The organism is Nonomuraea jiangxiensis, assembly GCF_900099965.1.
Taxonomy (GTDB): Bacteria; Actinomycetota; Actinomycetes; order Streptosporangiales; family Streptosporangiaceae; genus Nonomuraea; species Nonomuraea jiangxiensis.
Window position 1 is genome coordinate 75,114 of the sequence record NZ_FNDJ01000018.1, and the last position, 23,772, is coordinate 98,885.

At 71.9% G+C, this 23,772-nt stretch carries 18 protein-coding genes; 10 read left to right on the forward strand and 8 right to left on the reverse strand.

The annotated features are described in order from the left end of the window. Positions 1 to 838: 838 nt before the first annotated feature. From BLS95_RS34490 to BLS95_RS34500, 3 genes are all read right to left on the reverse strand, one after another. Complete coding sequence (locus BLS95_RS34490; RefSeq protein ID WP_090941572.1) at positions 839 to 2,506, reverse strand: RNA polymerase sigma factor; 1,668 nt, start codon at positions 2,504 to 2,506, stop codon at positions 839 to 841. Between the two features lie 242 nt (positions 2,507 to 2,748). Continuing rightward, complete coding sequence (locus tag BLS95_RS34495; protein WP_090941288.1) at positions 2,749 to 4,842, reverse strand: SpoIIE family protein phosphatase; 2,094 nt, start codon at positions 4,840 to 4,842, stop codon at positions 2,749 to 2,751. Positions 4,843 to 5,086: 244 nt separating this feature from the next. Continuing rightward, positions 5,087 to 5,656, reverse strand: coding sequence for an HhH-GPD-type base excision DNA repair protein (locus BLS95_RS34500; protein WP_090941290.1), 570 nt, complete (start codon positions 5,654 to 5,656; stop codon positions 5,087 to 5,089). Between the two features lie 155 nt (positions 5,657 to 5,811). Between BLS95_RS34500 and BLS95_RS34505 the strand changes: the two genes are divergently transcribed. From BLS95_RS34505 to BLS95_RS34530, 6 genes are all read left to right on the forward strand, one after another. Further along, positions 5,812 to 6,036, forward strand: coding sequence for a hypothetical protein (locus BLS95_RS34505; protein ID WP_090941293.1), 225 nt, complete (start codon positions 5,812 to 5,814; stop codon positions 6,034 to 6,036). 144 nt (positions 6,037 to 6,180) lie between these two features. Beyond that, positions 6,181 to 7,671, forward strand: a complete 1,491-nt coding sequence (locus tag BLS95_RS34510) for a hypothetical protein (protein WP_245765475.1) — start codon at positions 6,181 to 6,183, stop codon at positions 7,669 to 7,671. Positions 7,672 to 7,690: 19 nt separating this feature from the next. Next, complete coding sequence (locus BLS95_RS34515; protein ID WP_090941299.1) at positions 7,691 to 8,464, forward strand: thioesterase family protein; 774 nt, start codon at positions 7,691 to 7,693, stop codon at positions 8,462 to 8,464. Positions 8,465 to 8,479: 15 nt separating this feature from the next. Further along, on the forward strand, positions 8,480 to 9,235 hold the full coding sequence (locus tag BLS95_RS34520) for a LamB/YcsF family protein (RefSeq protein ID WP_090941302.1): 756 nt from the start codon (positions 8,480 to 8,482) through the stop codon (positions 9,233 to 9,235). Beyond that, complete coding sequence (locus BLS95_RS34525) at positions 9,232 to 9,852, forward strand: 5-oxoprolinase subunit B family protein (protein WP_090941305.1); 621 nt, start codon at positions 9,232 to 9,234, stop codon at positions 9,850 to 9,852. The genes BLS95_RS34520 and BLS95_RS34525 overlap by 4 nt, the downstream gene beginning before the upstream one ends. Continuing rightward, the gene (locus BLS95_RS34530) at positions 9,849 to 10,679 is read left to right on the forward strand and encodes a 5-oxoprolinase subunit C family protein (RefSeq protein ID WP_090941308.1); all 831 of its coding nucleotides are present in this window, start codon (positions 9,849 to 9,851) and stop codon (positions 10,677 to 10,679) included. The genes BLS95_RS34525 and BLS95_RS34530 overlap by 4 nt, the downstream gene beginning before the upstream one ends. Here BLS95_RS34530 and BLS95_RS34535 read toward each other — a convergent pair. Next, a complete protein-coding gene (locus tag BLS95_RS34535) occupies positions 10,657 to 11,487 on the reverse strand; it encodes a PhzF family phenazine biosynthesis protein (protein ID WP_090941311.1) in 831 nt (276 codons plus the stop codon). The genes BLS95_RS34530 and BLS95_RS34535 overlap by 23 nt on opposite strands. Before the next feature lie 59 nt (positions 11,488 to 11,546). On the opposite strand from BLS95_RS34535, the gene sthA reads away from it, so the two are divergent. After that, positions 11,547 to 12,962: a Si-specific NAD(P)(+) transhydrogenase gene (gene sthA, locus BLS95_RS34540; RefSeq protein WP_090941313.1), complete on the forward strand. Its 1,416-nt coding sequence runs from the start codon at positions 11,547 to 11,549 to the stop codon at positions 12,960 to 12,962. Positions 12,963 to 12,981: 19 nt separating this feature from the next. Here sthA and BLS95_RS34545 read toward each other — a convergent pair whose 3' ends face one another. The 4 genes from BLS95_RS34545 to BLS95_RS34560 all read right to left on the reverse strand — a co-directional run bounded on the left by BLS95_RS34545 (position 12,982) and on the right by BLS95_RS34560 (position 18,286). Then, complete coding sequence (locus BLS95_RS34545) at positions 12,982 to 14,838, reverse strand: ricin-type beta-trefoil lectin domain protein (protein ID WP_090941316.1); 1,857 nt, start codon at positions 14,836 to 14,838, stop codon at positions 12,982 to 12,984. A gap of 129 nt (positions 14,839 to 14,967) precedes the next feature. Beyond that, complete coding sequence (locus BLS95_RS34550; RefSeq protein ID WP_090941319.1) at positions 14,968 to 15,993, reverse strand: LacI family DNA-binding transcriptional regulator; 1,026 nt, start codon at positions 15,991 to 15,993, stop codon at positions 14,968 to 14,970. A 23-nt stretch (positions 15,994 to 16,016) separates the two neighbouring features. Continuing rightward, on the reverse strand, positions 16,017 to 16,748 hold the full coding sequence (locus BLS95_RS34555) for a DoxX family protein (RefSeq protein ID WP_090941322.1): 732 nt from the start codon (positions 16,746 to 16,748) through the stop codon (positions 16,017 to 16,019). Positions 16,749 to 16,756: 8 nt separating this feature from the next. Then, complete coding sequence (locus tag BLS95_RS34560; protein ID WP_090941325.1) at positions 16,757 to 18,286, reverse strand: MFS transporter; 1,530 nt, start codon at positions 18,284 to 18,286, stop codon at positions 16,757 to 16,759. Between the two features lie 257 nt (positions 18,287 to 18,543). Between BLS95_RS34560 and BLS95_RS34565 the strand changes: the two genes are divergently transcribed. From BLS95_RS34565 to BLS95_RS34575, 3 genes are all read left to right on the forward strand, one after another. Continuing rightward, on the forward strand, positions 18,544 to 20,280 hold the full coding sequence (locus BLS95_RS34565; RefSeq protein ID WP_090941328.1) for a tetratricopeptide repeat protein: 1,737 nt from the start codon (positions 18,544 to 18,546) through the stop codon (positions 20,278 to 20,280). 15 nt (positions 20,281 to 20,295) lie between these two features. After that, the gene (locus BLS95_RS34570) at positions 20,296 to 21,192 is read left to right on the forward strand and encodes a haloalkane dehalogenase (RefSeq protein WP_090941330.1); all 897 of its coding nucleotides are present in this window, start codon (positions 20,296 to 20,298) and stop codon (positions 21,190 to 21,192) included. 64 nt (positions 21,193 to 21,256) lie between these two features. Beyond that, complete coding sequence (locus tag BLS95_RS34575) at positions 21,257 to 23,608, forward strand: AAA family ATPase (protein WP_090941333.1); 2,352 nt, start codon at positions 21,257 to 21,259, stop codon at positions 23,606 to 23,608. The last annotated feature ends 164 nt before the right edge of the window (positions 23,609 to 23,772 follow it).

Below are 23,772 nucleotides of genomic sequence, written 5' to 3' on the forward strand. Positions count from 1 at the left end.
GTGACATGCGGCGTGTCCCCAGGCCCGCCGCCCAGCCCTGCGTGGCACCGCGTGTCCCACGTCCGCCGCACAGTCGCGTGAGATGTGGCGTGTACAAGGTGCGCCGCCCAGCCCTTGGGGCGCCAGATGTCGTTGCGTCGGCAGTGACCTGTGTGGCGTGTCCCGGGCTCGCCGCCCAGCCCTTTGGGCGCCGCGTATCCCAGACCCGCCGCCCCGCCGCATGAGATGCCAGATGCCCCAGGCCCGCCGCTCAGCCATGTGAGATGCCGCGTGTCCCCAGGCCAGCCGCCCAGTTCTGCGGGGGGTCGCGTGTCCCAGCTACGCCGCGCAGCCCTGCGGAGCGCACCGCGTGTCGCAGGGGCACCCGTCGTTGCCCCCCTCCGATCAGCCCGCCCCGGCAAGGCCCGGGCGGCACAGCGACCCGCGTGCCCCGCCGTCCCACAGTTGGGGCGTTGCTCGGCCGGGGTGCAGTGAGCGGCGATGCCATCCCACAGGTCGCTGGGACAGTTGTGGCCCAAGTGGCGAGGCCATGAACACCACCTCGTCCCCATGAAGCCAGAAGCGCCAACCCGCCCACATGATGGTGGAAACGCCCACCTCGTCCACATAGGTGGCGGAAACGCCCACCCCGCCCACACAAGGTCGAAACGCCCGCCCGCAGGGGCCGGAGACGCCCAACCTCACCCGCATAAGACCGAAAACGCCAACCCCACCCGCATAAGGCTGGAGACGCCCAGACCCGCCTGATCGGCAACGCCCCGACACCGGGCATAGTTCCGGAAACGCCGCCGCCCCGCCCGGAAAAGTCCCGGGCGGGGCGGTGGGTGGTTGAGCGCTGTCAGTCCAGGTAGTCGCGCAGCACCTGGGAGCGTGACGGGTGGCGCAGCTTGGACATGGTCTTCGACTCGATCTGGCGGATGCGCTCGCGCGTCACCCCGTAGACCTTGCCGATCTCGTCCAGCGTCTTCGGCTGCCCGTCCGTGAGACCGAAACGCATCGACACGACGCCCGCCTCCCGCTCCGACAAGGTGTCGAGAACGGAGTGGAGCTGCTCCTGGAGCAGCGTGAAGCTGACGGCGTCGGCCGGCACGATGGCCTCGGAGTCCTCGATGAGGTCACCGAACTCGCTGTCACCCTCCTCACCCAGCGGGGTGTGCAGGGAGATCGGCTCGCGGCCGTATTTCTGGACCTCGACCACCTTTTCGGGCGTCATGTCCAGCTCGCGGGCCAGCTCCTCCGGCGTGGGCTCGCGGCCCAGGTCCTGCAGCATCTGCCGCTGGACACGGGCCAGCTTGTTGATCACTTCGACCATGTGGACCGGGATGCGGATGGTCCGCGCCTGGTCGGCCATGGCACGCGTGATCGCCTGCCGGATCCACCACGTGGCGTAGGTGGAGAACTTGTAGCCCTTGGTGTAGTCGAACTTCTCCACGGCCCTGATCAGGCCCAGGTTGCCTTCCTGGATCAGGTCGAGGAACAGCATGCCGCGCCCGGTGTAGCGCTTGGCCAGCGAGACCACGAGCCGGAGGTTGGCCTCCAGCAGGTGGTTCTTGGCCCGGCGGCCGTCCTCGGCGATCCACTCCAGCTCGGCCCGGACGTCGACCGGCAGCCCCTCGGTCTCGCCGCCGCCGAGCTGCTCCTCGGCGAACAGGCCCGCCTCGATGCGCTTGGCCAGCTCGACCTCCTGCTCGGCGTTGAGCAGGGGGACCTTACCGATCTGCTTGAGGTAGTCCTTGACCGGGTCGGCGGTGGCGCCGGCGGCGGCGACCTGCGCGACCGGCGCGTCATCGTCGTCGTCGGACAGGATGAGGACCTCGTCCTCGCCCTTCTCGACGGCGGCGACGTCGGCGGCCTTGGGCTCCTCGTCGGCGTCGGAGTCGGAGTCCGGCTCGGCGTCGTCGTCGGCATCGCCCTCGGTGTCGGCGTCGGCGACGATCTCGTCGACGTCGAGATCCTCGAGGTCCTCCAGCTCCACGTCGCCGTCGAGCTCGATGTCCTCGTCGTCGTCCGAGTCGGCCCTCGGGGCCTCGGGCGCCTTCTGCTTGCTCTCGGCAGGCCCACCGTTCTTCGGCTCGGCCTTCTTGGCGGCGGCCGGAGCCGCGGCCTTCTTCGCCGCCGGAGCGGCCTTCTTGGCAGGGGCCGCCTTCTTGGCGGCCGGCTCGGCTTCAGCGGTGCCCACGACCGCGGTCACGGTCTCGGGCTGCTGCTCTTTGGCGGCCGCCGCCGTCTTGGTCTTGACGGGGGCGGCGGTGCGGCGCTTTGCTGGACCACGAGACTTCTTCGGCGCAGCCGAATCCGCGGCGGTCACCACCACGGTCACGCCCTCTTTGCTGAGGTTCCGCAAGAACGCGGCGGCGTGCGACATGGGGATGTCCGCCTCCTCGAAGGCCTGACGAACATCCTCAGACTCGAGGAAACCCTGCGAGCGCCCACGCTCGAGCAGTCGCTGAATGACGGGCTCGTTCAGCTCTTGTGGCTTCGAGCGAGTCGAACTTGCAGGCGACACGAACACCTCTCGAACGAACGCGTGGCGACAATGGACCCAGATGCCCGCTGGGGGGCTGTTGCCTCTCTCGGAGATCGGTGAGGCCGTGCGGACCGCGACGGACCTGCACAGCATTCTGGCACGACCCCGCACTCCATACGGCCACCTCCCGGCGGTTGACCTCCACCCTAGGCCGACCAAGACAGTAGTGCGTACGTAAGCGGGGCACTGATACCCGAAAGCAACCGTTATGACTGTTTCATTCAGTCACTCTTCGTGGCGGGCGGCACGTGGATGGCCAGGGCGGTAACGTCATCATCCTGTTCATATCCAGACAACATTCGGTCAACCAGGAAGTCCAGCAACATATGCGGGCTACTGACCACCTCAGGCGGCGCTTCGGTCACAACACTGCAAACCTCTGCCAGTCCGGCATCCAGCCCGCGCTTCCTGTTCTCCACGAGTCCGTCGGAGTAGAGCACGGCGGTATGGCCGGGCGGCACCACGAACCGGAACTGCCTGCGGCTGGTCGGCCAGCCTAGCGGAGTGCCGGGCTCGGCGTCGCACAGGATCGCCGTGCCCTGCGGCGAAACCAGGACGGGCGGCGGGTGGCCGGCCAGCGCCAGCGTGCCCTCACCGGTGACCGGCTCGACGACCATGTAGGCCAGGGTCGTGACCTGCTCCTCCTCTTCGGTGGCCTCGAAGACCCGGTCGAGACCGGTGAGCACGGCCGCGGGCGGCGGGTTGGTCAGCGCCAGCGCCCGCATGGCGTTGCGGATGCGGCCCATGCCCGCCGCGGCCTTGACGCCCTTGCCCATGACGTCGCCGACGACCGCCGCGACCCGCCCGTCCTGCAGCACGAACGCGTCGTACCAGTCGCCGCCGACCTGGACGTGGCGGCTGCCCGAGCGGAAGCGCTGGGCCAGCACCAGGCCCTTGACCACGGGCAGGCGGTCGGGCAGCAGGCTGCGCTGCAGCGTCTCGGCGGTGCGGTGCTCACGCTCGAACAGCGTGGCCCGCTCGACCGCCAGCGCGCACTGGCCGGCCAGCGCCTCCAGGAAGACGCCGTCCTCCTGCGAGATCTTCTGTGGCCTGGTGAAGGAGAACCGCAGCGCTCCCAGCGCCCGTCCCGCGGCGAGCAGCGGCAGGCCGACCCAGGCCTTCTCGTCGCTGTGGAACAGGTAGTTGGCCAGGATCTCCTCCTCGCCACCCGCCTCCAGCAGCTGGGCCTTCAGCGACTCAGGCGACTCGGCGAACACCGGCCGGCGGCTGTTGACCGCCATGGTCATGACGCTGGAGCTGGACAGCGGGATCTCCTCGCCGGAAACCCCGGACGCCTCGGGCACGCCCTCGCCGTTGATCAGCTTGAGCGCCGCGCGGTCGGTGTCGAGCAGCGCGACCGCCGAGCGGTCGGCGGCCAGGGCGGTGCGGCCCACGTCGATGATGACCTGGACCACCTGCTCGACGGTCAGCGCCTCGGCGAGCATCGCGGTGGCGCCCTGCAGCCGGGCGGTGCGCAGCGCCGCGGCGCCGAGCTGGTCGGTCAGCCGGCCGCGCATCTCCTCGGCCTCGCGCTGCGGGGTCACGTCGGTGTTGGCGCCGACCCACTCCACGACCCGGCCGTGGCGGATGATCGGCACGGCCCGCACCTCGAAGTGGCGGTAGCCGCTGGCCCGGGTGCGCACCCGGTAGTTCCACTCGAACATGGTCCGCCCGCGCAGCGCCTCCCGCCAGGCCTCCTCGGTGTGCTGGCGCTCCTCGGGGTGCACGACCTCCAGCCAGCCGTTGGCGAGATATTCCTCCAGCCCCTGGCCGGTGATGGCGCGCCACTGCGGCGCGTCCTCGACGACGGCGCCGGTGGGCGAGGTGATCCAGACGAGCTGCGACTGCGCCTCGACCAGCGACCGGTAGCGCTCCTCGCTGCGGCGCAGCGCCTCCTCGGTCTGGCGGCTCTCGGTCACGTCGAGCCCGATTAGGGCGATGGCCCGCAGCTCACCCGCGTCGTCGTGGACCGGCGAGAACGACAGCGACCAGTGCCTGGTGTCGCCCTCCGCCGACCGCACCCGCACGCGGCCCTCGGTGACCGGCGCGTCGCTCTCGATGACGGCCTGTACGGCGTGCGTGATGATCTGGCTCAGGTCGGCGGCCAGCACTTCGACGGGCTGGCGGCCGAGCATGCGGTCGGCGGGCACGTTGACGACATCGCTGAACACGTCGTTGACCCGCTGGACGCGGCCATCGCCGTCGAAGAACGCGAAGGCGAACTCGGCCTCCGACAGCATGCCCTTGAAGAGGGCGGAGTCTGAGATGTCCACATCCGACTCCCGGGGACGGGGAACGGAGGTCTCGGCGCTCATGGTCGGCACCTCCGTCGCGTGCCAGGGTCTCCCACGCGGCACATCTCCATAACTGTGTATCGGCGTAGCGCAGCTCCGGGCGACCGGATTCTGCAGTACATCATCGGCGATGGGCATGTGCGGACGGAAGCCCCCGTCGCGGCCGGGTCGCCTTTAGGGTCAACGCATCCTGTCAAAGTAGCTCCACATCGCGCAGCAAGATCAGGTTACAGCGCAGGATTGCCAGGCCCGCCTACTGGGCCTCCTACTGGGCCTTCGCCGCGCGCTTGGCCTCCTGCTTGGCTGAGCGCACGCGGGTCAGGCTGTCGGCGTCGACCACGTCGGCCACCGAACGGTATGACCCCTCCTCGCCGTAAAGTCCGGCCGCCTCACGCCAGCCTGACGGCTCGACCCCGAGTTGCTTGCCCAACAATGCCAAAAAGATCTGGGCTTTCTGCTTGCCGTATCCCGGCAGGGCCAGCAATCGTTTCAGCAAGTCCTTGCCGTCGTCGACCCCGGCCCAGATCCGCTCGGGCTCCCCGTCGTAGTGCTCGACGAGGTAGGCCGCGAGCTGCTGGACCCTGGCCGCCATGGACTTGGGGTAGCGGTGCACGGCCGGTTTCTCCGCCAGCAGCGCGGCGAACGCCTCCGGGTCGTACGACGCGATCTCCGCGGCGGTGAGGTCGTGACCCAGCCGTTGCGAGATCGTATAGGGCCCCGTGAACGCCCACTCCATGGGGATCTGCTGGTCGAGCAGCATGCCGACGAGCAGGGCGAGAGGGCTGCGGCCGAGGAGCTCGTCTGCCTCGCTCCGCTGGGCAAGCTGGATGCGCATGGAGACAGCTTTGCACGAATGCGCACCGGGTGAAGTGAACACAGGCTCTGCGGAGCCTTGACACACTCCCGAGAAAGGGTGAAATGAGAGCGCAAGTCGCCCTGCCAGACATTCCTGGGGGTTTGCCCCCAGTGTTCCAGAGGAATCTCACTCCTATGCTCGCTCTGGCCACACGGTTCCTCAGGGAGCCGGTCAGTCTCAAGCTGGCCGAAGAGTTCCTGACCGTGCCCGTGGACACGATCGACCGCTGTGTCGCCGACGTGTGCGCGTGCGCGCAGCATCTGGGCATCTCCGCGACGCCCGAAATCGTGGAGCGCGTCGCTCGCGAGCACCTGCTCGCGATCGTCAACTCCGCCCCTCCGCCCAGAAGCCTCCGCTGACGCAAGGGCGCTCCCCGATAACATCGGGGTCACCAGGCCGTGTTCTGCGCAACGTTTGCGCCTGGAATACGAGAGAGTGAGGGCGTGCGCCGACACCGACGAGATCCCAGGGAGAGCACTCCGCCGGACGATGTGTTCAAGGAGATGGTGCAGGCGGCTCGCGAGCTGCTGGCCGTACGCACTCCGCTGGACGCTGAGCTGATGGTCTCCGACATGATCGGCGCCTGGTGGGGCCGGCGGGTCAGGGGCGGCGACGTGGAGCAGGTGCTCGGCGAGGGACTGGTCGACTACGCCGCCAAGGCGGGCACCCCCGCCTCGCTGACGCTGCTCATCTGCCTGGCCTACCTCGGCACGGCCCGCCAGGGCGCCAAGGCCGAGGGCGCGGCCCTGGCCATGATGGAGTCGGGCGTGGCCCGGCCGGGCTGGGCCGACCGGGTGGGCGCGGTCAAACCGGCCGGCTGCTATGTCTCCCGCGACGCCTACGGCGACCAGGACACGGTGATCTGCACCTTCGCCTACCGCTGGAACGAGCACGCGCTGCCCGAGGACCGCCACGCGCTCGTCATGGTGGTCGACTACAACATGAGCGGCATGGCCCGCGACGCCTGGGTGTCCTCGCAGGTCGACAAGCTGCTGGAGCAGGCCAGGGCCGAGGCGGCGGGCAATCCGCTGCTGCTGTTCGAGGAGATCCAGCCCGAGCAGGCCAGGGCGCTGCTCGACTCGGCCATGAAGGCCACCAAGGAGCCGAAGACGCCGCCCCCGGTGAGCGAGAGCTACAGCGCCTACCACGCCTTCGCCCGCGCCCGGCTCAAGGCGCTGCCCCCGGGGCGCAAGCGGCCGGCGCCCCTGCACATCGAGGCCCCGTACAGCAGGGAGCGGCGGGCCATGCTGGCGGCGGAGTTCCTGGCGTCCGACGCGGCCGAGCACCTGTCCGACCCTTCGGCGGCCTCGCGCTGCGCCGACCACATCATCGACTACGGGTGCGACCAGGACTTCAACCGGCCGCTGCGGGTCAGCCCGACCAAGTGCCAGACGTTCCTGCTGGACTGGCTGCCGCGCAAGGTGATGCTGAGCGTGGCCGAGCAGGAGGCGATGCCGCACGTCATGTCGGCGTGGGTGCGCTTCGCCGCCCGCCGCAGCGGGCTGCCCGAGCAGGGGCTCAAGGCCACGCTCGACGCCGTGTGGGAGGCCATCGGCAAGTTCCCCGAGGCCTACCGGGATCCGACGTCGTTCGGGCTGGACCGGCCGCTGCTGGAGCGGCTGCTGCCGGACGGCGACCTGTCGGCGCTGGCGCGGCGGGTCTTCGCCTTCCCCTATCTGCAGGGCACGCACAACGGGATCGATCTCGACCGGCTCAACCCGGCCGACGAGGCCGACCGCCGTACGTTACTCGAGCTCGACCACGGCGGCGCGATCGATCAGGAGCACCTGGCCTGGCACGAGGAGATCGCCACGCGGCTGTGGGAGGGCGACCCGCCGCAGTTGTGGGAGGCCGCGCAGCGGCTGCTCGACCTCGGCCACGACCGTCACGACGTGCTGCACGTGCTGATCGAGATCGCCGAGCGGATCGGCGGCGACCCCGAGGAGCTGGCGGCGGCACTCGACGACATCGCCGACATCCCCGACGAGATCTGAGCCTCTAGAATCTCGTTCCATGGCGATGTACACGCGCTTGGGCACCGGCCGTTACCAGGCGTCGGAGCACACCCAGGGGCCGTGGGACCCGGGCACCCAGCACATGGGGCCCGTCACCGCGCTGATCGTGCACGAGCTCGCCACGACCGCCCCCCGGGCGGGGCTGGAGCTGTCCCGGCTGGTGGTGGACGTGTTCGCGCCCGTGCCGGTGGCCGACCTGGAGATCGCGACCGATGTGGCCCGCGACGGCAAGCGCGTGCAGTGCCTGACCGCGAGCGTCTCGTCGGGCGGGCGCGAATACTGCCGGGCGAGCGCCTGGCGCGTCCGCGAGGCGCCCACGCCGGCCACGCCCGTCCCGGGGCCGCCGCCGCTCCCGCCGCCTTCCGCTGAGCACGCCGGCTCGTGGCTGACCTCGGGCTTCGGGTACGGCAGGGCGCTCGACTGGCGCTTCGTCACCGGCGGCCCCTTGGAGACCGGCCCCGCCACGGCCTGGGGCAGGCTCACGACTCCCCTGGTCGAGGGCGAGGAGACGACCCCGCTGGAGCGGCTGGCGGTGTTCGCCGACAGCGGCAACGGCATCAGCTCCGCGATCGACTTCGGCACCCACCTGTTCGTGAACGTGGACCTGACCATCTCCCTGTTCCGCACCCCGCGCGGCGAGTGGATCTGCATGGACGCCGCCACCGTCGTCGGCCCCTCCGGCCGCGGGCTGACCCGGTCCACCCTGTACGACGAGAGCGGTGAGGTGGGCACGGCAACGCAGACATTGTTCGTCGCGCCGAGGCAGCCATAAGCCATGATGGGGAGCATGGTGATCGACCTCAACGCGGATCTCGGCGAGGGCTTCGGCATCTGGCGCCTCGGCGACGACCTCGCCCTGCTCGACGTCGTCACGAGCGCCAACGTGGCCTGCGGCTTCCACGCGGGCGACCCCGTGACCATCCGGCGCACGTGCGCGGCGGCGGTGGACCGCGGCGTGGCGATCGGGGCGCAGGTGTCCTACCGCGACCTGGCGCACTTCGGGCGCAGGGAGATGGACGTCGAGCCGGAGGAGTTGTGCGCCGAGGTGCTCTACCAGCTCGCGGCCGTCGACGGCATCGCCAGGGCGATGGGCGGCCGGGTGTCCTACGTCAAGCCGCACGGCGCGCTCTACAACCGCATCTGCCGCGACAAGACGCAGGCGGCCGCGGTGATCGACGCGGTGGCCGACTACGATCCCGGGCTGCCGGTGCTCACGCTGCCCGGCTCGGTCGTGCACGAGGTGGCGGCCGCCGAGGGGGTGCCCACGGTGAGTGAGGCGTTCGCGGACCGGGCCTACACCCCCGAGGGGATGCTGGTGTCGCGGCGCGAGCCGGGTGCGGTCATCCACGACGTCGGCCAGGTGGCCGCCCGTGCCCGCCAGATGGCCGTGGAAGGCTCTGTGACGGCCGCTGACGGTAGTTCTGTACCAATTTCCGCGCGTTCCATCTGCGTCCACGGAGACACGCCTGACGCGGTCCGGCTGGCGCAGGCGGTGCGGGACACGTTGCTGGACGCCGGAGTGGTCCTGCAGGCGTTCGGGTGATCCGTCCCGTCGGGGAGCACGGGCTGCTCGCGGAGACCGGTTCGCTGGAGCTGTCGCATCGGGTGCACGCGGCGTTGCGGGCCGAGCGGCCGGAGGGGGTCGTGGAGATCGTGCCGGGGCCCGAGACCGTGCTCGTGGTGGCGCCGGGCGCGGATCAGGGGCGGTTGCGCGCCCGGCTGGAGGCGGTCGTGGACCGCGAGCGCGGCCGGACCGGCGCGGGCGCGGCCGAGGGGCCGGTGGTGACGATTCCGGTGGTCTATGACGGGGCCGATCTCGATTCCGTGGCGGCACTGGCGGGGATCCCGGTGGCGGAGGTGATCTCCCGGCACTGCGGGCGGGAGCTGGTGGTGGGGTGGCTGGGGTTCGCCCCGGGGTTCGCCTATCTCACCGGGCTCGATCCGGTGCTGGAGATGCCCCGGCTGGACACGCCTCGCACTTCGGTGCCGGCGGGATCGGTGGCGGTGGCGGGGCCGTACTCCGCGGTCTATCCGGGGCCCTCGCCGGGCGGGTGGCGGCTGCTGGGTCGTACGTCCGTGCAGGTGTGGGACGTGGCGGCCGATCCGCCCTCGCTGTTCAGGCCCGGGATGCGGGTGCGATTCGAGCCGGTCGCGGCATGATCGAGGTGCTGGCGCCCGGCCCGTACGCGACCGTCCAGGACCTGGGGCGGCCCGGCTACGCCCACCTGGGGGTGCCCCGGTCGGGGGCGGCCGACGTGGGCAGCCTCAAGCTGGCCAACCGGCTCGTGGGCAATCCGGAGGGGCTGGCCGGGATCGAGCTGACGTTCGGCATGGCCAGGTTCCGCTTCCGCGACGGGGCGTGGGCTGCGCTGGCGGGCGCGCCGCTGGAGGCGGAGATGGGGGTGCCGTTCTGGGTGCCCGCGGGCGGGGAGTTGCGGCTGGGCGCGCCGGCGCGCGGGATGCGTACGTATCTGGCCGTGCGCGGGGGGATCGCGGTCGAGCCGGTGCTCGGCAGCCGGTCCACCGACTCGCTGTCGGGGCTCGGGCCCGAGCCGCTGCGGGCGGGCACACTGCTGCCCGTCGGCCCGCCCCTGGGCGGCATCCACGCGGACCTGGCGCCGCCGCCCGCGCCACGGCCGCCCGTGCTGCGGGTGCTGCCGGGGCCGCGCGCCGACTGGTTCGTCCCGGAGGCGCTGGACGTGCTGTGCGGGCGGCCCTACGAGGTCAGCCAGGACAGCAACCGCGTCGGCGTCCGCCTGCGCGGGCCCGAGCTCGCCAGGGCCAGGAACGGCGAGCTGCCGAGCGAGGGCATGGTGGTCGGGGCCGTCCAGGTGCCGCCGAGCGGGCAGCCGATCGTCTTCCTGGCCGACCACCCGCCGACCGGCGGCTATCCGGTCATCGGCGTCGTACGCGCCGCTGACCTGCCCGTCGCCGCCCAGCTCCGGCCGGGCGACCAGGTACGTTTCACAACTCGACGCGGCCCGTGACGCACGTGACGACGGAGCCGCCCACCCAGACCTCGCCCCCGGCGCCGGTGGAGATGTGGATCCGCCCCGCGTGCCCCACCGCGCTCCCCTGCGCCGCCACGTAGGGCGCCGTGGCCCGGCCGGTGCGCAGCAGCCACTGGGCGAGCGAGGCGTTCAGGCTGCCCGTCACGGGGTCCTCCACGGTGGAGCCCCGGTACGGGCTGAACGCCCGCACCTCGAACGCGTACGGCGACCCCGCCGGATACGGCCCCACCACGCCCACGTCGTGCGGCACCAGGCCGGGGCGCAGCGCCAGCACCGACTCGGCGTCGGCGAGCAGCACCCCGATCCAGCCGGGACCGTTGTCGGCCCACTCGACGTCCACGATGTCGTCCCTCTTGATCCCCAGGGACGCGGCGACCCGCGCGACGAGCTCCTCCTCCACCGGCCCCGTGCGCATCAGCGGCGGAGCCTGGAACGCCAGCCCGTCGTCCGTCCTGCGCACGCGGACCAGCCCGGCCCCGCACTCCTGCACGATCTCCGTGCCGGCCCGCGGCCGGCCGCCCGCCTCCAGCCAGGCGTGGCAGGAGCCCAGCGTCGGGTGCCCGGCGAAGGGCAGCTCGGACTCCGTGGTGAAGATCCGCACCCGGTAGTCGGCCTCCGGCGTGGTCGGGGGCAGCAGGAAGGTGGTCTCGGCCAGGTTCGTCCACCTGGCGAACCGCTGCATCTCCGCGGTGCCCAGCCCGTCGCCGTCCAGGACGACCGCGAGCGCGTTGCCCTGGTAGGGCGAGGCGGGAAAGACATCGACTTGTGTGAAAGGTCGAGACATATCCCGGAGTCTCCCAGAGAGGTCTTTTCCCGTTAACACGGCACCCGCAGACTGGGGGCGTGGCGGACTTTGATGTTGTGGTCCTGGGCTCGGGACCGGGTGGGCAGAAGGCCGCGATCGCGGCGGCGAAACTCGGCAAGAGGGTGGCGGTGGTCGAGAAACGGCACATGATCGGCGGGGTCTGCATCAACACCGGGACGATCCCGTCCAAGACCTTGAGAGAGGCCGTGCTCTATCTCACGGGGCTCAACCAGCGCGACCTGTACGGCGCCAGCTACCGCGTCAAGGACGAGATCACGGTCACCGACCTCGGGATGCGCACCCAGCACGTGATCGGCCGCGAGATCCAGGTGATCCGCAGCCAGCTCGGCCGCAACCACGTGACCGTGCTGCAGGGCACCGGCCGGTTCCTGGACGCGCACACCATCGGGATCACCCACGAGGAGGGCAAACTCGAGGAGACGAAGGTCACCGCCGACAAGATCGTGATCGCGACCGGCACCTCGCCCGCCCGTCCCGGCAGCGTCGAGTTCGACGACAGGACCGTCATCGACTCCGACGCCATCCTGCACCTCGACCGCGTCCCCGAGACCCTGGTCGTGGTGGGCGCCGGGGTCATCGGCATCGAGTACGCCTCGATGTTCGCCGCCCTCGGCACCAAGGTGACGGTGGTGGAGCGGCGCGACCGCATGCTGGAGTTCTGTGACCTGGAGATCGTGGAGGCGCTGAAATACCACCTGCGCGACCTGGCGGTGACCTTCAGGTTCGGCGAGACCGTGGCCGCCGTCGAGCGCCGCCCCGGCGGAGCGCTGACCCTGCTGGAGAGCGGCAAGAAGATCCCCGCCGACTGCGTCATGTACTCGGCCGGCCGGCAGGGCAAGACGTCCGAGCTCTGCCTGGAGGCGGCGGGCCTGGCGGCCGACGACCGGGGCCGGATCACCGTGGACGGGAACTACGCCACGCAGGTGCCGCACATCTACGCGGTCGGCGACGTGATCGGCTTCCCCGCGCTGGCCGCCACGTCCATGGAACAGGGCCGGCTGGCCGCCCAGCACGCGTGCGGCGAGCCGGTCGAGGACATGCGCGAGCTGCCGCCCATCGGGATCTACACCATTCCGGAGATCAGCTTCGTCGGGAAGACGGAGGACGAGCTGACCAGGGACAAGGTGCCGTTCGAGGTGGGCATCTCGCGCTATCGGGAGCTGGCCAGGGGGCAGATCATCGGCGACTCGTACGGGATGCTCAAACTGCTCGTATCCTCCGAGGACCGGCGGCTGCTGGGCGTGCACGTGTTCGGCACGGGGGCGACGGAGCTGGTGCACATCGGGCAGACGGTCATGGGGTGCGGCGGCACGGTCGACTACCTGGTGAACGCGGTGTTCAACTATCCGACGCTGGCGGAGTCGTACAAGGTGGCGGCGCTGGACGCGATGAACAAGATGCGGGTGGTGGCCCGGCTCACGGCGGGCATGTGAACCGGGCCCGGTAGGTGGATCAGCTCAGCGTCCACTTCTGGTTGGCGGCGCCCGTGCAGGTCCAGATCTGCAGCCGGGTGCCGTCGGCGCTGCTGTTGCCGGTGACGTCGGCGCACTTGCCGGCGGCGGGGTTGACCAGGTCCCTGGCCGCGGTGTGGGTCCACTGCTGGTTGGCGCCGCCGGTGCACGTCCACAGCTGGAGCCGGCTGCCGTCGGCCGTGCCGCGGTCGACCACGTCGAGGCACTTGCCGAGCGCGCGCAACGTGCCGTCGCCCGGGCGGGTCCACCGCTGGGCGGCGCTGCCGTTGCAGGTGTAGAGCTGTACGGCGGCGCCGTCGGCGCTACTGCCCCCGGCCACGTCCACGCACTTGCCCGCCAGGCCGACGATCGCGCCCTCGCCGCCGCCCGGGTTGCCGGTCTGCGTGCCCAACCAGGTGAAGGTCGCGGTGGTGCGGGCGGGCAGCGTGTACGTGAAGGACTGGTTGCCCCAGTTGACCCGGACGGACTGGGCCGACGTGCCGCCGTTGTGCGCGATCAGCGCCTTGGAGCCGTCGGAGTTGCGCCAGGCGACGTTCTGGACGGTGGCGTTGGCGGTGGAGTCGATCCGGTAGGCCCCCGGCCTGACGAACTTGGTGAGGTGGCCGGTGGTGTAGTACTCGATCGTGTAGTCCACCTGGCCCGCGCGGGCGCCACCCTCCTGGACGGTGATCAGGCCGGTGCAGGTGCCGCAGCCGCCGTTGTGCGGGCCCATGAACTGGTTGAGCGCCAGGCTCCACTTGACGAGGCTGCCGCTCCAGTTACGGGTGTAAGTGACGATGTCGGCCATGTCCTCGTTGTGCTGGTTGCCGATCCAGGTGCCGCCCGAGTGCTCGGTGCTGAACTGCCGTACCGACGGATACTGGTTGCGCACCTGCGTGCCGACCGCCGGGTCGCCGAAATAGCCGTGCCAGGCGATGCCGCCGAACAGCGGGTCGTTGCGCAGGGCCGCATCGGCCAGGATCGGGGAGCCGATCTGGCCGTAGTCGCCGTAGTTCCAGTCATGCACGAGCACCTTCGTGGTGATCCCGGCGGCGCGGAAGGCGGGATAGACGAAGTTCTTGGTCAGCTCGATCAGGCCGGAGGCGTTCCAGGACATGCCGGGGTAGTTCATGGCCGTCGGGTTGCCCGCCTGGCAGCAGTTGGGCTCGTTCTGGACCGAGATGTAGTTCACCGGGATGCCGGCGGCCTGGTAGCTCTGCACATATTTGACCAGGTACTGGGCGTACATGCCGTAGTACTCCCACTTCAGCCAGCCCATCTGGTCCATCCGGCCGTTGTCCTTCATCCAGCCGGGGGCGCTCCACGGCACGCCCTTGACCCGCAGGGCCGGGTTGAGCTGCTTGGCCTGGGCGGTCAGCAGGCGCACGTCGGTGTCGTAGCCGTTGGCGCCGAAGTCGTTGAGGTCGCAGCAGGTGTCGTCGAGCGAGACCATGCCGGGGCGCGACAGGTCGGAGGCGCCGATCGGGTTGCGGACGAACGACAGCCCGATGCCCTCCGTCGGCGAGAACAGCTTGCGCATCGTCGCGTCCCTGGTGGCGGCGCTGACCGGGCCGCCGCGCAGCAGGTACGCGGTCGTGTCCGTGATCGACGCGCCGCCGCCCTCGAACTGCTGGTACGTGGTGCCCTCGTTGACGGTGATCGTGTGGGCGGCGCTGCCGCCCGCCGGGCCGAAGGCGATGGGGGCCTGCTGCTGCAGGCCGCGGGTGACGGCACGGCCGCCTGAGTCGCTGGTGGTGGTGAGCCAGACGTTCACGGGTTCGTTGGCCGCGGCGGCCGCCGGAACGGGCACGGCCAGCGCCAGCGCGGCGGCGCAGAGGAGTGGGAGGAGTCGGGACACGGCGAAGTTTCCCTTCCGGGCGGGGGGTGACGCCCCTGTAACTCATGAAACAATAAAGAAACTTTCCTTGTCATTCAGCACACCAACACGAGTCAGGCAGCGGGTCAAGGGATGTAACAAATGAAACGCTCAGCGCGGGACCGGGCCCGTCGAGCCGCGTACGACCAGTTCGGTGCCCAGCGAGACGTGCAGCGCCTCCAGAGTGTGCCTGCCGAGCAACCGCATCAGCAGCGTGACCCCCATCCGGCCCATCTCCGCCAGCGGCTGGCGCACGGTGGTGAGCGGCGGCGAGGTCGCCGTGGCGACGTCGATGTCGTCGAACCCCGCCACCGACAGGTCCCCGGGCACGCGCAGCCCCCGTTCGGCCGCCGCCCACAGCGCCCCGACCGCCATCTTGTCGTTGAAGGCCACCAGCGCCGTGGGCGGCTCGGGCAGGTCCAGCAGCTCGCCGGCGGCGCGGTGGCCGTGCTCGGCGTTCGGCTCGGGCACGTGGCGCAGCAACTCGGGCGCGGGCAGCACCCCGGCGTCGGCCAGCGAGGCCGTGTAGCCGGCCAGCCTGGCCTCGCTCGGCAGCCACTCCACCGGGCCGCCGATGATGCCGACCCGGCGGTGGCCCAGCCCGGTCACGTGCGCCATCAGCCTGCGGGCGCCGGCGAAGTGGGCGGCCGAGACGGCCACGATGTCCTTCGGCGGCGGGGTCCTCGGGTCGATCACCACGAAGGGGAAGCGGTGGTCGCGCAAGCGTACGAGCTCCTCGCCGGGCTCGGGCGGCAGGATGAGGACCGCGCCCGCGACACCCTGGCGGCCGGGCAGGGCGGGCAGAACGGCGGAGTGCTGGGCCGCCTCCCCCGCGCCGAGGATCATCTGCATGCCGTGCAGCTCGATGGTCTCCCCCACCGAGGAGACGATGAGCCCGAAGTAGTCCGTGAGCACGTACGGGCAGCGCACGTAGATCGCGCCCCCGCCTTCCTGCGGCGTGCGCGGGCGCGGCGCCTGGTCGCCGAGCCTGCCGACCGCGCGCAGCACCAGCTCGCGGGTGTGCGGGGCGACGTTGGACCGGCCGTTGAGCACGCGCGAGACCGTGGCGATGGACAGGCCGGTCTCGGCCGCGACGTCACGCACCGTCGCGCGCGCCCTGCCCGCCCTCCCCGCCATGCGGGCCCCTGCCGTTCGCGGGGTCAGTCGGTGGCGGGGCGGCGGTTGCGGGCCGGGGGCTTCTTACGGCCCGCGACCAGCGTGTCGCCCTCGGCGGGGGTACGTTCCTCCGTGCGGGGCGGCTCGCCGCCCCGGGCACGCGGCGGGCGCGGGTGCGGGGCCGTGTCCTCACCCGCCGGGGCCGGGGGAGCCTCGCCCGGGGCAGCGGGTTCCTCGCCCGCGGCCGGGGAAGCCTCCTTCGCGGCCGGGGCGCCGGCGGGTTCGTCCGGCTCGCGCAGCGAGGCGATGACCTGGTCGGCCTCGGTCTCGGCGGCGAACTCGTCGGCCGCCGCCGACTCCCTGCGCCGGATCACGACCATGTGGTCCACCGACACCCGCCCGGCGCCCACCACGGCGAGCAGCAGCGAAGCGGCGCCGAGCAGGATCAGCTCGTTCATGGTGATCGGATTGAGCGGCGGGGCCACCAGGAAGACCGCCAGTGCCTCGGCGAAGAGGATCAGGCCGGTGACGGAGACCGCCAGCCCTGCGATGAGCAGCGCGCCGCCGATGAGCTCGGCGAGCATGGTCACCGTGGCCCAGGCGCCGGGCGCGGGCGCGCCCTGCTCCAGGAACTTCGCCCCGGTGATTTTCAGCCCGTCTTCCAGCTTGGTCCAGCCATTGGCGAAGAAAATACCGCCCACGCCGACGCGGGCGACTAATGCGGCAAGATCACAAAAGGCCTGTTTCACGGTTGATGTCTGCCCTAATCGGGACATGGCATACCTCAATCACGGCTGAGCAGCACGGCCACCGCTACGGCGGTCAGGGTGAGCAGGACGACGCTGACGACCACGGTCGTGTGCAGGGCGTTCACGAAGGCCCACCGGGCCGCGTCGAGCAGCGCGCCGCCCGCGCCGCCGCCGACCTCGTGGGCGACGTGGGCGGCCGCGGCGAGCGACTGCCTGGCCTCGTCCATGCCGCCCGGGGACACGCCCGGCACGGTGGGCAGTCCGGGGGCGTACACGATGGTGGTGATCGTGCCGAGCACGGCCACGCCCAGGCCGGCCCCCAGCTCGTACGCGGTCTCCTCGATGGCGGCGGCACCGCCCGCCTGGGACTCAGGGGCGGCGGCCATGATCGTGTCGGAGGCGGCCAGCAGCGCCACCTGCACCCCGAACCCGACGCCCACGAAGCAGATCGCCAGCATCACGGGATGGCGCTCGACGCCCCAGGTCAGGGTGGGGGTCAGGGCCAGCGCGACGAGCCCGAGGCCGCCGCTCATCGTGGCCCGCATGCCGATCCGGGGCAGGATGTGGGCGGCGGCGAGCCCGCCCGCGATGGCCGACAGCACCAGCGGCAACATCCTGACCGCCGCGTGCAGCGGGCTGTCGCCCAGCACGAGCTGCAGGTACTGGGCGAGCATCAGCTGCAGGCCCACCAGCGCGAACACGCCGAACAGCACCCCCGCGACCCCGGTGGAGAACGCCCGCGACCGGAACAGCCCGACCTCCAGCAGCGGCGCGCGCAGCCGCGTCTGCCGCCGGACGAACGCCACCAGCAGGCCCAGCCCGGCCAGGAACACCAGCAGCGACGCCCACAGCGGCATGAGGCTGCCCGAGCCCGCCTCCTTCAGCCCGAAGGCCAGCGCCAGGATCCCGAGCACCGACATCACCGCGCTCACGCCGTCCCACGGCCGGTCCTCACGCTCGCGCGACTCGGGCAGCAGCCGGACCGCGGCGGGCAGCAGCACCAGCAGGATCGGCACGTTGACGAGGAAGACCGCGCCCCACCAGATGCCGACGAGCACGCCGCCGATGAGCGGCCCGACGGCCGCGCCAGCCGCCGCGACGGCGCTCCAGATGCCCAGCGCGACGGCCCGCTCGCGCCGGTCGGTGAACACCTGGCGAATGAGCGAGAGGGTGGCCGGCATGATCATCGCGCCGCCGACGCCGAGCAACGCCCTGGCCAGGATGAGGGTCAGCGGGGTCGGGGCGAACGCGGCGGCGGCCGAGGCCACGCCGAACAGCACGAAGCCGCCCAGGACCAGGCGTTTGCGACCGTATTTGTCGCCGAGCGTGCCGAACAGGATCAGCAGCGGCGCCACCACGAGGGAGTAGACGTCGATGATCCACAGCAGCTGCACCGCGGACGGTTCGAGCGCCGCCGTGAGCGCGGGCACCGCGATGTGCAGGACCGTGGCGTCGACCGTGATCAGCAACAGGCTCAGGCAGAGCAGCGTGAGGATGGCCCAGCGGCGGTCCTGGGGCCCGCGGTCGGCAGTCCGTACGGGGGGCGCGGCCTGTGTGACGGTCATGGCTCTCCTTGCGGGCCGATCCGTGCACTGGGCCCGCACATGCTGTTGGGCGACGGCCGCCGGCGAAATGCGGCTCGGACGCTCACTCTTCCCGAGCCGTTCCATCCCTGATGCCCGCGCTCCGGCTTGCGTGGCAGCTTAGGCCATGCCAGGCACTTGTCATAGCGGTATCGGCCGATCCACCACGGCCCCGCTACCTCTCTAGAGAGATACAGCCATATGTCGGTACCTATCCAATTTTGGATCTCCCGCCGATCATGGGTCACGTGGGGATCGATCAAGGTGAAGGTAACGGCAATATTCCCGACAGGTCCTCACGCGAGTGGTGCGCCGAAGCCCTGACCAGGCTGAACGCCGGCCGCCCGGAGTCCGCGCTCGACGCCGCCGGGCGGGCCGCGGACCTGGATCCGGGGGCGGAGTGGCCGTACCGGCTGATGAGCCTGGCCCACGAGCGGCTGGGCCGCGACGCCGACGCCGTGCTCGCCGCGGAGCAGGCCGCCGGCCTGGCCCGCGGCTCCTGGTCGGCCCGCCTGCGCCTGGCCGCGAGCCTGCGCCGGGTGCCGGGCCGCTGGTGCGAGGCCGTCGAGGAGGCCGCGCTGGCCAGGAAGTTCGCGCCGGAGGAGGCCGACCCCGAGGTCATGGCGGGCGACCTGGCCCTGCTGACCGGCGAGCACGCCGAGGCAGAGCGGCGCTACCGGGCCGCGCTGGAGATCGATCCCGGCCATCCGCAGGCCCGGGTCAACCTGGGCCTGGCCCTGCTGCGCTGGGACCGGCCCCGCCCGCACCACGATCCGGCCTGGCCGGTGGACCCGCGCGAGACCGGCCGGGCCAGGCGCGCGCTGGAGGTCTGGTCCCGCCAGGTCCGCCTCCTGGCCGCCGTGGCCACGGTCGCGATCGCGATGGGCGCTCTCCTCCTCGACCGGGGCGCCGAGGCCCGGCTCGGCGGCCTCGCCGTGCTCGCCCTGCTGGTGCCGCTGACGATCAGACAGGTCCGGCGGGTCGGCCGCTGGGCGTACGTGCCCGCGATGCTCTCCAGGGACCCCTGGCTGGGCTCGTCCCTGGTGTCGGCCGTGGTGTCGGTGGTGGCGTTCGCCGCCTGGCTGCTGCTGGCGGCGGTGCCGTCGATGCCCTCCGCGCTCGACCCGGTGTGGGCCGGGCTGGCGGGCCTGGCGGTGCTGGGCTGGCCGGCGCTCGCGGCCCTGCGCGCGCTGGCCGAGGCGTGGCGCGGGCGTCCCCTGCCGGCGCTGGCCGAGACGGCGAAGGCGAACGAGCGCAGCGCCAGGCGCAACACCGGCGTGACGTTGTGGATCGTGCTCGGCAGGACCTGGTCGGTGCTGGTGCCGCTGCTGGGCGGGGCGCTCGCGGTGGAGCCCAGGGCCGCCGTGGTGGCGGTGGCGGTGCCGTACCCCTTGGTGCGCGGTTACCTGCGGGCCCGGCACCGCGACAACGGGGCGCTGCTCGCCGCGATCGCGCTCGTCGTGGCCTCCGCCGCGGCCTGCGCGGCGGGCGGGCTGCTCGGCTCGGCGTGGGCGTGGCGCGCCGGGCTGGCCGCGCTGGGCGCGGCGGCGGTGGTGTTCGCGGCGCGGGGGCTGCGCTCGTGGTGGCGCGGCGCCCCCGGGCCGTGGCGGGCCTCCCTGATCATGTGCGACCTGCCCATGGGCGCCGCGCCCTCCGTCACTCTGGACGCCGAGGTCCGCCAGACCTTCTCCTACGCCCGCAGCGTCGTCCTGTCCTACGGTGACGGCCACGGGCCCAGGGTCGCCGGGGCGGTGGCGTCCGTGACGCCCTCCGGCGAGCTGCGCCTGATCGCCGAGACGGCGGCGTGGGCGGCCATCGAGGCCGATCCCCGGGTGGCGGTGTTCGCGACGGACCCGCTGCAGCGCCGGTTCTGGGTGGAGGTACGCGGGATCGCGCTGGCCGACTCGGACGTCCTGCGCGTCACGCCCAAACAGGTGTCCGTGGGCGAGTTCCCTGGGCGGCACCAGCGGCGCTGACTAGAGTCTTGTTCTATGCGTATCCTGCGCACCCCCGAAGAGCGCTTCGCCGATCTGCCCGACTTCCCCTACGAGCCCCGCTACGCCGACGTGCCGGACGGCCTGCGCATGGCCTACGTCGAGGCGGGCCCGGCCGGCGGCGAGCCCGTCGTGCTGCTGCACGGCGAGCCGAGCTGGTCGTTCCTCTACCGGCACGTCATGCGCGAGCTGGCCGCGGCCGGGCTGCGCGCCATCGCGGTCGACCTGGTCGGGTTCGGCCGCTCGGACAAGCCCGCCGAGCAGGCCGAGCACACCTACGCCAGGCACGTCGAGTGGACCCGCGCCCTGCTGCTGGACGCGCTCGGTCTGAGCGGCCTCACGCTGGTCGGCCAGGACTGGGGCGGGCTGATCGGGCTGCGGATCGCCGCCGAGCACCCGGAGCGGGTGGCCAGGATCGTGGCGGCCAATACGGGCTTGCCCACGGGTGACATTCCCATGCCCGAGGTGTGGCACCGGTTCAGGCAGGCGGTGCTCCACGCCCCGGAGCTGGACATCGCCCGGCTCATCCAGGCGGGTTGCAAGAGCGAGCTGTCCAAGGAGGTGCGCGCGGCCTACGAGGCGCCGTTCCCAGACGAGTCGTACAAGGCGGGGCCGCGTGCCATGCCGGGCCTCGTGCCGATCACCCCGGACGACCCCGCCGCGCCCGCCAACCGCGCGGCCTGGCAGGTTCTCACCACGCTCGACAGGCCGTTCCTGGTGGCGTTCTCCGACGGGGATCCGATCACCGGCGGTATGGCACCCATTCTTCGCAAATCTCTGGCAGGGGCGTCCGGCCTGCGACATCCTGTGATCACGGGCGCGGGGCACTTCCTCCAGGAGGACGCCGGTACGGAACTCGGGCGGCAGATCGCCGCTTTCGTGACCTCCACCTAGCGTGTCAGGACCGCCCAACTGCCGCTCCAGTGCGGTATAACCGGGGGCGGACCGGGGAGGCGTGATGCGTGAGTCCGACAGGGCCCAGGCCGCGGGGCGGGCCGCGGCGCGGGATCTGTTCGAAAAGGTTCGGCTGCGTTATTTCCAGATTCCCCCGGCCGTGCGCCGGGTGCTCTACGTCGTCGTGCTCGTCGCCACCATGGGCGTGGGCGCCGCGCTCGGCTGGGACCTGCTGAAGACCTTCCCCGTCGCGCTCCTGGTGCTCGCGTTCGTCGCGCTGACCATGCGCTTCCCCCGTGCCGCCGCCACCGCGCTGGTGGTCGCGGGCTGGGTGGTCCTGGCACTGCCGGTCTACTCCGGGCTGTTCCCGCCCGGCGCGGGCACCGTGCACCTGATGGTCGGGCTCGCCCTGCCGGTCGCCGCGGCCGCCCACCTCATCCGCTGGGTGACGCCGTGGATCACCACGGTGGCGGCGCTCGCCCCGGCGGGCGTGCTCGCCGCCGCCGTCTCCCCGATCTCCGACGAGGCGGCCGTGTGGGCCGCCTGCGCCGTCGCGGCCGCCGTGCTGGTCTACCGCTTCCTGCTCGCCCGCAGGACCAGGGCCGCCCGCGCCGCGGCCGAGGAGCGGCAGGTCCGGGTCAGGGCGCGTGAGGGCAGGCCGGAGGCGCCCGCCGACAAGCAGGGCGCGCCCCCGCAGATCTCCGTCGAAGACGCGCTCAGCGAGCTGGAGAGCATGGTCGGCCTGGCCCCGGTCAAGGAGCAGGTGCGCTCGATCGCCGCCTCCATCGAGGCCTCCCGGCTCAGGGCCGAGGCCGGCTACACCACCGACCGGCCCACCAGGCACTTCGTCTTCCTCGGCCCGCCCGGCACCGGCAAGACCAGCGTGGCCCGCGCGGTCGCCAAGATCTTCTACGCGTTCGGCCTGCTGGAGACCCCCTATGTGGTCGAGGCGCAGCGGGCCGACCTGGTGGGCGAGTTCCTGGGCGCGACCGCGATCAAGACCAACGAGCTGGTCGACCGGGCGCTCGGCGGCGTGCTGTTCATCGACGAGGCGTACGGTCTGGTCAACTCCTCCGACGGGCAGCCCGACCGGTTCGGCGCCGAAGCCGTGCAGACCCTGCTCAAGCGCGCCGAGGACGACCGGGAGCGGCTGATCATCATCCTGGCCGGCTACGAGCAGGAGATGAGCTCGTTCCTGTCCAGCAACCCGGGCCTGGCCAGCCGGTTCGCCACGCGCGTGCGCTTCCCCGGCTACTCCCCCGCTGAGCTGGTCGAGGTCACCGAGCTGCTGCAGCGGCGCCGCGGCGACGCGATGGGCCCCGAGACCAGGCGCACGCTGCTCGGCCTGTTCGAGGACGTGCACCGGCGCGGCCTGGTCGACGAGCTGGGCAACGCCAGGTTCGCGCGCAGCCTGGTCGAGGCCGCCGCGCAGGCCCGCGACGTACGGGTGGTGGGCGCCGGCGGCACCCCGACCACCCAGGACCTGGTGACCACCACCACGCCCGACGTGACCAAGGCGTTCGACGAGCTGACCGCGCGCTTCCGCGGCTACGTCGCCACGCCCACGCTGGAGGAGGCGCTGGCCGACCTCGACAGGATGGCGGGCCTGGCCCCCGTCAAGCGGCAGGTGCACGCCATCGCGGCCCAGCTCCAGGTGGCGCGCATGCGGCAGGAGCGCGGGCTGCCCACGCCGCCGCAGACGAGGCATTTCGTGTTCGTCGGGCCGCCGGGCACCGGCAAGACCACGGTCGCCCGGGTCCTCGGCCGGGTCTTCGCCGCGCTCGGCCTGCTGGCCAGGCCCGACGTGGTCGAGGCGCACCGGGCCGACCTGGTCGGGCAGCACCTCGGCGCGACCGCGATCAAGACCAACGAGCTGGTCGACCGGGCGCTCGGCGGCGTGCTGTTCATCGACGAGGCCTACGGCCTGCTCAACCCCGGCTACCAGGGCGGCGACGCGTTCGGCGCCGAGGCCGTGCAGACCCTGCTCAAACGCGCCGAGGACGACCGCGACCGGCTCGTCATCGTGCTGGCCGGCTACGAGCGCGAGATGGACTCCTTCCTGGCCACCAACCCCGGCCTGGCCAGCCGGTTCAACCAGCGCGTCGCCTTCCCCAGCTACTCCCCCGCCGAGCTGTCGGAGATCTCGGTGCTGCTGGCGGAGAAGTCGGGCGACACGTTCGACGAAGAGGCGCTGCGCAACCTCGACGAGGTGTTCGCCTGGGTGTGTGGGGAGCGGCTGATCGACGGGCTGGGCAACGGCCGGTTCGCCCGGTCGCTGTTCGAGCGGGCCGCCATGCGCCGCGACGTGCGGCTGGCCGCCCACGCTTCGCGCGGCGGGTCCGCCAGCTCGGCCGACCTGACGACGATCACGGGTGAGGACGTGCGGACCGCCGTGGACGAGCTGTCCGGGCGTTGACCGGCGGCATTGACGCCCTCCGGACGGAAGCCTCCGCCCTCCCGGAGGGAAGCCCTTCGCCGGGAAGGCGGGGCCCCGGCCCATGGCATGTCGTCCCATAGTGTCGGCGTGATGTCGTAGAGTGAGCGGCGTCGGCGACAAGCCGGCGCTACGTGCGGGTGGCG